The organism is Pelosinus propionicus DSM 13327 (genome assembly GCF_900114615.1).
Classification (GTDB): Bacteria; Bacillota; Negativicutes; order DSM-13327; family DSM-13327; genus Pelosinus; species Pelosinus propionicus.
Genome location: NZ_FOTS01000055.1, coordinates 25,479 through 35,527, shown reverse-complemented (window position 1 = coordinate 35,527; position 10,049 = coordinate 25,479). Strand labels below are relative to the sequence as shown.

The 10,049-nt window shown below is 37.5% G+C and carries 10 protein-coding genes and 1 rRNA gene; 9 read left to right on the top strand and 2 right to left on the bottom strand.

Annotated features, from left to right (window positions below):
• The first annotated feature begins 98 nt into the window (after positions 1 to 98).
• Positions 99 to 215, top strand: a 5S ribosomal RNA gene (gene rrf, locus BMZ99_RS21470).
• A 337-nt stretch (positions 216 to 552) separates the two neighbouring features.
• Positions 553 to 1,119 carry a beta-class carbonic anhydrase gene (locus BMZ99_RS21465; RefSeq protein ID WP_090942689.1) on the top strand — a complete coding sequence of 189 codons (567 nt, stop codon included), beginning with the start codon at positions 553 to 555 and terminating at the stop codon, positions 1,117 to 1,119.
• Between the two features lie 57 nt (positions 1,120 to 1,176).
• Here the strand turns inward: BMZ99_RS21465 and BMZ99_RS21460 are convergent, their stop codons facing one another.
• Positions 1,177 to 1,671 carry a rubrerythrin family protein gene (locus BMZ99_RS21460; RefSeq protein WP_090942686.1) on the bottom strand — a complete coding sequence of 165 codons (495 nt, stop codon included), beginning with the start codon at positions 1,669 to 1,671 and terminating at the stop codon, positions 1,177 to 1,179.
• Positions 1,672 to 1,804: 133 nt separating this feature from the next.
• Between BMZ99_RS21460 and BMZ99_RS21455 the strand changes: the two genes are divergently transcribed.
• The 5 genes from BMZ99_RS21455 (at position 1,805) to BMZ99_RS21435 (ending at position 6,676) form a co-directional block, all read left to right on the top strand.
• Complete coding sequence (locus BMZ99_RS21455; protein ID WP_090942683.1) at positions 1,805 to 3,868, top strand: sigma 54-interacting transcriptional regulator; 2,064 nt, start codon at positions 1,805 to 1,807, stop codon at positions 3,866 to 3,868.
• A gap of 293 nt (positions 3,869 to 4,161) precedes the next feature.
• Complete coding sequence (gene dhaK, locus BMZ99_RS21450; RefSeq protein ID WP_090942681.1) at positions 4,162 to 5,160, top strand: dihydroxyacetone kinase subunit DhaK; 999 nt, start codon at positions 4,162 to 4,164, stop codon at positions 5,158 to 5,160.
• A gap of 16 nt (positions 5,161 to 5,176) precedes the next feature.
• Positions 5,177 to 5,803, top strand: coding sequence for a dihydroxyacetone kinase subunit DhaL (gene dhaL / locus BMZ99_RS21445; protein WP_090942678.1), 627 nt, complete (start codon positions 5,177 to 5,179; stop codon positions 5,801 to 5,803).
• A 21-nt stretch (positions 5,804 to 5,824) separates the two neighbouring features.
• On the top strand, positions 5,825 to 6,217 hold the full coding sequence (gene dhaM, locus BMZ99_RS21440) for a dihydroxyacetone kinase phosphoryl donor subunit DhaM (protein WP_090942676.1): 393 nt from the start codon (positions 5,825 to 5,827) through the stop codon (positions 6,215 to 6,217).
• 192 nt (positions 6,218 to 6,409) lie between these two features.
• Positions 6,410 to 6,676 carry an HPr family phosphocarrier protein gene (locus BMZ99_RS21435; RefSeq protein ID WP_090942673.1) on the top strand — a complete coding sequence of 89 codons (267 nt, stop codon included), beginning with the start codon at positions 6,410 to 6,412 and terminating at the stop codon, positions 6,674 to 6,676.
• A gap of 86 nt (positions 6,677 to 6,762) precedes the next feature.
• On the opposite strand, the gene speD is transcribed toward BMZ99_RS21435, so the two are convergent.
• Positions 6,763 to 7,230, bottom strand: coding sequence for an adenosylmethionine decarboxylase (gene speD, locus BMZ99_RS21430; protein ID WP_090942670.1), 468 nt, complete (start codon positions 7,228 to 7,230; stop codon positions 6,763 to 6,765).
• Between the two features lie 288 nt (positions 7,231 to 7,518).
• Here speD and BMZ99_RS21425 point away from each other — a divergent pair, with 288 nt between their 5' ends.
• The gene (locus BMZ99_RS21425; RefSeq protein ID WP_090942668.1) at positions 7,519 to 8,466 is read left to right on the top strand and encodes a nitronate monooxygenase; all 948 of its coding nucleotides are present in this window, start codon (positions 7,519 to 7,521) and stop codon (positions 8,464 to 8,466) included.
• Positions 8,467 to 8,508: 42 nt separating this feature from the next.
• The gene (locus tag BMZ99_RS21420) at positions 8,509 to 9,699 is read left to right on the top strand and encodes an FprA family A-type flavoprotein (protein WP_090942666.1); all 1,191 of its coding nucleotides are present in this window, start codon (positions 8,509 to 8,511) and stop codon (positions 9,697 to 9,699) included.
• Positions 9,700 to 10,049 lie beyond the last annotated feature (350 nt).

Genomic DNA, 10,049 nt, shown 5'->3' with positions numbered 1-10,049 from the left:
AAACAAGTTAGCAGCTTGGCTGTTAGCGACTAACATGCAGTCTTTCTTCTGTGAAGTTTTGAAGGAACATATTTATATGTACTTCTAAAAACTTTAAATCCAGTGACGATAGCTAAGGGGTTCCACCTGTTCCCATACCGAACACAGTAGTTAAGCCCTTATACGCCGAAAGTACTTGGTTGGAAACGGCCTGGGAGGATAGGTAGTTGCTGGTTAAATAAAAAGCACTCATTTTTATGAGTGCTTTTTGTCATATTGTTCTTAAGTGAGATTGTTATTTTTTCGTTAATGTAGATTAAAATAAAACGGATTGCTAGAAGAATGCTCTTCTTGACTTGTGGATACACTAAAAGTGTAAAAGAGAGTTATATGCAATTATAAACAATTGGGGATTATTCTGTGTATTATCAAATATAATTTAGAAAAAAACGATTTTTTAAAAATAAATTTGCTATTATTTATAAAAAAAATAATATATTAATACATAGTTTTTTAAAAATCATAAAGTTATTAACAATAGTAAAGATATAGATATCTTTAAGGGAGAGCTATATGAGCATTTTAGAAGAAATGTTAAAGGCAAATGATAACTTTATAAAGAAATTACCTAATGACTATGTTGATTATTGTCCTTGGTCAAGTAAGATTCCAAAACGTGAATTAGCAATTTTTACTTGCATGGATACTCGTTTAGTTGATTTCTTAGAGCCCGCTTTAGGGATTAGAAGAGGAGAAGCAAAGGTAATTAAAAATGCAGGCAACTCTGTGACAGGACCTTTTGAAGCTACGATTCGCAGCTTGGTGGTAAGTATCTTTGAATTGGGAGTAAAAGAGATTTTTGTGATTGGGCATATGGATTGTGGGATCGCACATGCATCATCAAAAGAATTAGTTCGTAAGATGCTAGATCGTGGTATTTCTCCTGATGCACTTAAAATGGTAGAAAAAGAGTTAGAGGACTGGCTAGATCACTTTCATCATCCGATTGACAATGTAGAAGAGGTAGTGCAAAAGATTTGTAAAAATCCTTTAATCCCCAATGATGTGCCTGTACATGGATTAATATTTAATCCCCAGACAGGAGAAGTTAAAATTGTGGTGAATGGTTATAAAATATAAGCAGAAAAGACCACCTCAGAAATGAAGTGGTCTTTCTATGTATAGTGAAAAATATATTTAATCGAATTTTTTGTAGGCTTGTGCTTTTGCACCACAAATTGGACAGGAATCTGGAGCGCTGCCTTCATGGATGTGACCGCAAACAGTACAGAGATAGTAAGGGAAGGATTCTTGATTATCTAAAGTATCGAGAGCTTTCTTGTACAAAACAGCATGTACTTTTTCAGCTTCATTTGCTAATGTAAAGGAACGTATCGCTGCTGCCGTATTTTCTTCCTCTTTTGCTTCTTTAATGAATTGAGGATACATTTCGCTAAACTCATAGGTTTCACCATCAATAGCAGCCTGTAAATTATCAGCGGTTGTTTTGATTTTACCTAGGGCTTTCAAATGAGCATGGGCATGAATGATTTCTGCTTCAGCAGTTGCACGGAATAATTTAGCTGCCTGTGGGAAACCATCGGCTTCTGCCTTTTTAGCAAATGCTAAGTACTTTATATTTGCTTGAGATTCTCCAGCAAATCCATCACCTAAGTTTTTTTCTGTTTTCATTTAAGATACCTCCATAAAAAATATTATTATTTATTATCTATTAATTATTATTATCCATTATAGAGAATTTGTCAAGTAAAAATTGCCATCTTTATAAATAATATGTTATATATAACATAAATAGATTAAGACCATGTGTAAAGAGGGTGAAAATTTGCATTATGAAAAAAGAGCGGTAATCCAGCATCAGAAAGGGCTACACACACGGGTGGCAGCAATGGTAGTACAAAAATCCCATGCATTGAGCATGACCTATCAAACGACTCTATTTTTTAGATATAAAGAGCAAGAAAATATAGCATCAAATAGCTTAATTTTACTTTGTTCTTTAAAGATAAAAGCAGGTGATGAAGTCTGGGTTGTAGGTCATGGGAAGCACGCTGAATATGTAGTTAACCAGATGGTGGGCTTTCTAGAGAGTGATTTTCAATTGGATAATGCTCAGATTATCAGCGAAGTTGATAAGTTGCTTCAGGATAATGCCTTTACGGCTGAGCAAATTTTTAATAGTATGGCTAATGGTTTAATGGTAAGCGATGAGCATGATATAGTGACAATCTTTAATCCAGCAGCAGAGGAGATATTAGGTATTCCCGCTAATGGTGTGATTGGAAAAAAAGTATATGATGTAATTCCAAATTCCAGGTTGCATTTTGTGAATAAAACAGGAATTCCTGAGCTTGCTTATCGGCAGGTTATAGGCTCTTCAAGTACGATTACGAATCGAACACCTATTATTATTGATGGACAAATTAAAGGTGCAGTTGCTATTTTTGAAGATATTTCTGCATTAGAGAAAATTACAGGAGAATTACAAGAGGTTAAAGAGTTAAAAGGACAGCTTCAATTAATACTAGAATCTGTACAAGACGGAATTTGTGTAGTAAATAAAGAAGGCTGTATTACCTATGTAAACCCAGCGTATTTGCGTATTCTTAATCAACAGTATGCACAGCTGGTAGGTCAGAATATACAGGAAATATCTCCTAATGGGGCACGTTGTAGTGTACTTTCATCTGGTAAACAAGTATTGGGGACTATTAGTAAGAAGAGAAATGGAGTGGCAGTAGTGGCTAATGTCAACCCAATTATCGTAGATGATGAAGTAACAGGAGTGGTATCTGTGGTAAAGGACATTACAGAGGTACAGGGGCTAATGGAAAACTTGAATCATATTTCAGCAAAAGCTGAGTACTTAGAACAAGAATTATGGCGTACTAAGAAACCCAATCGGGTTTTTGAACACTTTATTGGGCGCAGTGGTAAAGTGTTTGATGTATTAGCAATGGCAGCAAAAGCGGCAGAAGGCTCTTCAAACGTATTAATTCGCGGTGAAAGCGGTACTGGTAAGGAATTAGTGGCAGAAGGAATTCATTATGCCAGCAGACAGGGAGCTGGGCCTTTTATTCGGGTTAATTGCGGTGCAATTCCTGCTAATTTATTGGAAAGTGAGCTTTTTGGTCATGAAAAGGGAGCATTTACAGGTGCCATTCGTAGAAAGTTAGGAAAATTTGAGTTAGCTGATCATGGTACCATTTTTCTGGATGAGATTGGTGAGATGGAAAAAAGTATGCAGGTCAAATTACTGCGTGTATTACAAAAAAAAGAATTTGAAAGAGTTGGCGGAGAAAGTACAATAAAAGTAAATGTACGAATTATTGCCGCTACGAATCAGGATTTAGAGAGAATGGTATTAAATGGAGAGTTTCGTGAAGACTTATATTATCGTTTAAATGTAATTCCCTTGTTGTTACCACCCTTAAGAGAGCGCAAGGAGGACATTCCAATATTAGTAGAACATTTTTTAAATAAAGTCAGTGTTGAATTAGCAAGGAAAGCAAAAGGTATAAAAAATGATGCTCTGGATATACTGTTGCAGTATAAATGGCCAGGAAATGTTCGTGAACTAGAAAATATGATCGAACGACTTGTAACATTAACAGAAGCTGATTTTATTGGTATTGAGCATTTACCTACATACCTCAAAGAAAAATTAATAACAAAAGATAAAGAAGGAAGTAGCATAGTCAGTAATGAAATTATTTTGCCTTGGGAAGAATATGAAAAGAAAATTATCAAGTTAGCCTTAGGTACTTATAATAGCTATAATAGGGCTGGCAAAGCTTTAGGGCTTACACATAAAACAATAGCAGCCAAAGCTAAAAAATATGGAATAGAAAAAACAATAAGCTGGTAAAAAAGAATATACTTAGTAAAAAAATATCAATAAAGTAATGAAAGTTGATATTTTTTACCAAGTGGTAGTATTTTTACGATCACTTGCCTTTGTTGTAGATAGACGCTTCTATATGTATAGGAGTTTAAGGCCATCTACTAGATTGTTACCTGCTTTTATCTTGCCAAATTTCCTTTGGCATGATTATTGCTTGTAATGTACTATGTAAAGCATATGTATGTGTATTATGCATATTGCCAAATCATCGGGAACCCTGTCACGAATGGAATATAATAACGAAGGAGAGAAATGACATGAAAAAAGTTATTAATGTGCCAGAACAGGTAGTAGAGGAAATGTTGCAAGGTATGGTGTCGGCGCATCCACAATATGTAAAAAGAGTGGATGGATTTGAAGTCTTAGTAAGAGCTAATAAACCAGAAGCTGCTAAAGTAGCTCTGGTAAGCGGCGGCGGCAGTGGTCATGAACCTTCTCATGCTGGTTTTGTTGGCCGTGGAATGCTTGATGGTGCCGTAGCAGGTGCTGTGTTTACTTCTCCAACTCCAGATCAGGTATACGAAGCTGTAAAGGCAGTAGATAATGGCAAGGGCGTACTATTGATCATAAAAAATTATAGCGGTGACGTTATGAACTTTGAAATGGCAATTGAGATGGCAAGTGCTGATGGTATTACGGTGGATAAAGTTATTGTAAATGATGATGTAGCTGTGGAGAACAGTACTTGGACCATTGGCAGACGAGGTATTGCGGGCACTGTGTTGGTACATAAAATTGCCGGAGCAAAAGCAGAAACAGGTGCGGAACTAGAAGAAGTAAAAAGAGTTGCTGATAAAGTCATCCATAATGTGAGATCAATGGGAATGGCACTTGATTCTTGCACAGTACCGGCAGCTGGTAAGCCTAGCTTTGTCTTGGAAGATAATGAAATCGAAATTGGTATGGGGATTCATGGTGAACCGGGTACCCATCGAGAAGTTCTGCGTTCGGCAGATGAAATTACAGATCATTTAGTGGATAAGATTTTAGCTGATATGCCCTTGGCTGCAGGAGAAGAAGTTGCAGTACTGGTTAATGGACTGGGGGCTACACCATTAATGGAGCTTTACATTGTAAATCGAAAAGTAGCAGCGCTCTTAAAAGAGAAGGGTTTGCACATTGCTAAAACGTATATCGGGAATTATATGACATCACTAGAAATGGCGGGATTTTCTATTAGTATTTTAAAACTTGATAGTGAGTTAAAAGAGTTATTATTAGCTCCTGCAGATACACCAGCTTTGGTACAGTTTTAAAGGGGGATTTGGCTATATGAGTGGAAATTTATACGAAGTAATATCTGCTGTGGGTGAAATGATCATTGGCAACAGACAAAAGTTAACAGATTTAGACGCTGCGATTGGCGATGGAGACCATGGAATTAATATGGCACGAGGTTTTGAGGCAGTAAAGGCAAAACTGCAAGGAATGGAAATGGAAAGTGATATAGGAAAGGTTCTTAAAATAGTAGGGATGACCCTGATATCGAGTGTAGGTGGGGCGGCAGGACCATTGTATGGCACTGCTTTCTTACGGGCTGCTGCTCCAAGTCAGGGTAAAACGGAGCTTGATACGCAGACCATTGGTTTAATGTTAGAAGCGGCAATTGCTGGTATTAAGGAAAGAGGAAAAGCAACGACAGGCGAAAAAACTATGCTTGATGCTTTAGTGCCTGCTTATGAAGCATTTCAGGATGGTGCCAATACAGGAAAAACAGTAACTGCATGTTTGGAATTGGCATATGAGGCAGCGCAGCAGGGAGTGGAATTTACTAAAACGATCATCGCCACCAAAGGGAGAGCAAGTTATCTCGGAGAGAGAAGTCGTGGACATCAAGATCCTGGTGCAACATCATCATATATTATGTTAAAGGCATTGGTAGAATATCTTCGTCGTTAGTAAATAGGAGGTCTCAAGCGCATGGTTGGAGTTGTTATTGTTTCACATAGCCAAAAAGTTGCAGAAGGAATACGAGAAATGGCGTTGCAAATGTCAGCCCCGGAACAAAAAATAATTGCAGCTGGGGGAATGGCAGATGGTGGTATTGGGACAGATGCATTTCGAGTGAGTGAGGCGATTGTCTCCGCTGATACAGGTGATGGTGTCGCAATTATGGTAGATTTAGGCAGTGCCGTTTTGAGTACAGAAACTGCTTTTGAGTTCTTGGATGAAGAATTGCGTTCTAAGGTTCAAATTGCCGATGCTCCAATTTTAGAAGGAGCCATTAGTGCTGTAGTAGAAGCATCGTTAGGGAGTAATTTAGCTGCAGTTGTTGCAACAGCAGAAGGTGCACGCACTTTGAATAAGTGCTAAAAAGATTGTTTTAGAGTATGAGTTTGCAACCACAAAGGCGCAATGAACGCTAATCATGACACGCAAAGATGAGTGTCTAATCGTGCTTTGTACCTTTGTGGTTCAAATCTTCTCGGTTTCTATTGTTTATGGCGGGGGTTAACCATTGCCTCCTAAGAATAAAATAATATTTTTTATATGTGAGGGATAACTATGATTGAAATACAGGTGACAATTACAAATACTAGTGGTTTGCATGCTAGGCCAGCAGCTCAGTTTGTGCAGAAGGCAGCTGCCTTTAAAAGCAAAGTCAAAATCGCTGCCAATAATAAAGTTGCAGATGGAAAGAGCATTTTGGCAGTTATGAGTATGGGCTTAAAACAAAATACTCAGATTACGATTACTACTGAAGGCGAGGATGAAAAAGAATGCAGTAAGGCTCTTGAAGATATGATTAAGAGCAAATTTGGAGAAGAGTAAAAGGGATATAGAGTCTGCTATAAATAAAAAAACCGCTAGCGCATTCATTAAATGAATCGTCTAGTGGTTTTCTTACGTCTGGTCCATTATTTGGAGCGGGATAAAAATTTGAACACCTTAGCACTTGTATCTCGTACACGGCGTATAGGGGTGCTGGTTACTCTAATTTTTGGTTTCATGTCACTGATCGAGCCAAAGTCTCCACGTTTAATATTTGTAATTTTAATTTTTTCTGGTTTCAAGAATTTCTTTAAAACTTTAGAGGCATTGTCAGGTTGGCTTGCATCACTATAGTTGAATAAATCGATGGCGGCATAACCTTTATCGGGAAATGTATGTATACTCATATGACCTTCTGCTAGTAATGCCAGAGCTGCGAGACCTGTTAAACCTTGGGGTTGAAATTGGTGTTCGGTGAATTCAAGTAGGGTCATATTCGATTCAGCAATGGCTGTCAGAATTGCTTGCTTAAGAATTTCCATGGTAGTAAGACCTTCAAAACTGCATCCGTACATATCAATGGTGAGGTGCCTGCTTATAATTCCCATAATCATATTTGACTGCTCCTTTAAATTTAAGTGGTGATTTAGGCGTATGCACTGTTAATAATAATTAAATATATATTTTGGTTTCAAATATTCATAATAACGCCTTTATTATATATATTGTAGCTTTTCATTATAAATTGAATACATAAGATTGTAAAGAATATTTTGCGATAAAAAGACAGAAAATACTGCATATTGGTTTTAAATAAAATAACAACATTTTTTTGCAGGAAAATCTATTTTCAATAGTGAATTTTCAAAAGACAATACATTAGTAAAAGGGGTGGATAAATGATGAGTACAAAATTAACAACAATGCTAAATATAAAGTATCCAATTATACAAGGTGGTATGGCATGGGTATCAGATGGAAAGCTGGCAGCAGCCGTATCAGAAGCTGGTGGGGCTGGTATCATTGCTGCAGGGGGACGTAATGCTCAATGGGTTGGTGAACAAATACGTTTAGCAAAAACCTTGACCAAAAAGCCTTTTGGTGTAAATGTTCAGCTTATGGCTGCAGATAAGGAAGAAATAATGAATGTGGTCTGCCAAGAAAAAGTAGCTTTTGTTACTCTTGGTGCTGGGAATCCAATTCCGTTCTTTGCTCAACTTGACCAAGCAGGTATAAAGAAAATACCAGTAGTACCGAATGTGAAACTGGCAAAACGAGTACAGGAAAAAGGTGCCGATGCGATTGTAATCGAAGGAATGGAAGCCGGAGGTCATATTGGTGTATTGACGACTATGGCTTTAATGACACAAGTCATTCCAGAGATAGATATTCCCGTGATTGCAGCCGGCGGCTTTGCTGACGGGCGAGGTTTAGTTGCAGCACTTTCTATGGGAGCATCAGGAATTCAAATGGGTACTCGATTTTTAGTAGCAGAAGAATGTGCTGTTCATGCCAATGTAAAACAAAAGTTAATTTCCGCTAGTGACACTGATAGTGTTGTGACAGGTTTGCTTTCTGGACATGCCGTTCGCGGGGTAAAAAATAAGTTTACAGACCGCTTCTTAGAACTGGAGCGCCAACATACGCCAGAAGCGGAACTTGCTGCTTTGGCAACGGGAACCAATCGTCTGGCTGCGATTGACGGAGATGTAGAAAATGGTATGGTACAAGCTGGGCAGAGTTTACTGCCATTGACGAAGATTGAACCAGCGAAGGTTATCATTGAGCATATTATTGAGGAAGCTCGGTTAGTTGTGTCAGCATTAGCAAAAACCCCTAATGTATTATAATAAAAGATTAAGTTGGGAGATCTAGGAGGAAGAGAAAGTAGTATGATGAATAATATTGAAATCGCAAAGGGAATCTATTCTGTAGGTGCAGTTGACTGGACCATGCGGGATTTTCATGGATATGGTACACCAAGAGGTATTACCTATAATGCCTATTTAATTGTTGACGAAAAAATTTGTTTAATTGACACAGTAAAAGCACCTTTTGCTCCAGAATTATTAGAGCGTATCAGTCAGATTGTTGATCCTGCAAAGATCGATTATATTGTTTGCAATCACACTGAGCCTGATCATGCCAGTGCTTTACCGATCATTATGGAAAAGGCGCCTCAGGCTAAAGTCGTATTAACAAGCCAAGGGAAAGATTCAATTGTCAAGCACTATAATAAAGAATATGATTTTCAAGTTGTAAAAGAAGGAGATTCTTTAGATCTTGGTGAAAAACAGCTGAAATTTATTACCATGCCAATGCTGCATTGGCCAGATTCTATGGCAACCTACTTAACTGGTGAAGAAATCTTGTTTTCAAATGATGCTTTTGGCCAACATATTTCTACTACTAAACGATTTGATGATGAAAATGAGATTCATGATATTATGCAAGAAGCTGCTAAATATTATGCAAATATCTTAATGCCTTATAGCCGCTTAGTTGGTACGGCTTTAACAAAAGCAGAAACGGTAAACATAAAAATGATCGCTCCTAGCCATGGGGTGATTTGGCGTTCCCATATTGGAGACATTTTAAAGAAATATGAACAATGGGGCAGCGGATATCATGACGACACCGTAGTCATTATATACGATACGATGTGGGGTGCCACAGAAGACATGGCTCGGCGCATATTGGAAGGTGTTGCTGCTTCGGGAGCCAAAGGAAAACTTCATCGCCTAAAAACATCAGCAATGAGCGATATTATTAATGATGTACTTGAAGCAGGAGGAGTCATTCTTGGATCCTCTACTCAGCATAATACGGTTTTAGCGACTATGGGAGGATTCTTAACTTATATAGAAGGACTAAAGCCTGCAAATAAAATAGGTGCTGCTTTTAGTGCTCATGGCTGGGCAGGAGGCGCAATAAAAGCGATGGAAGAGTCCTTGAAACGTGCGGGTATAGCTGTTGAAAATCCGGGGTTAGCAGTAAAATGGTTAGCGAGCAAAGATGAGCAGGATGCATGCTTTCAATTTGGATTGGAATTTGCAAAGAAAATACAGGAAAATAAAAAATAAGAATAACTATTCTAGAGTAAGAGAGGGCAAAATATCGCTCTCTCTTTTTTAGTAGAATGATAAGTTTTGCAGGTGAATAAATATAAGTAATTGTGATTTGCAAAGACAAAATGCCGTTGGTACTGCAGCAAAGAATGCATAGGGTTCGAATTGTCCAATTCATTTTATTGATGTACCAAGGTTTTTCTTATATGGTGGCATAGATCAGTCTTTTTTAGCGCAATACTATAAAGAAGAAAGATTAAGTATGATTGCAGTGCAGGGCGTATTATTATTATTTAAAAAAAACTATGAATTATAAATAAAAAATAGTTGCAAAAAGTCAAATAGTCAAATAGAATAAAGTAAAG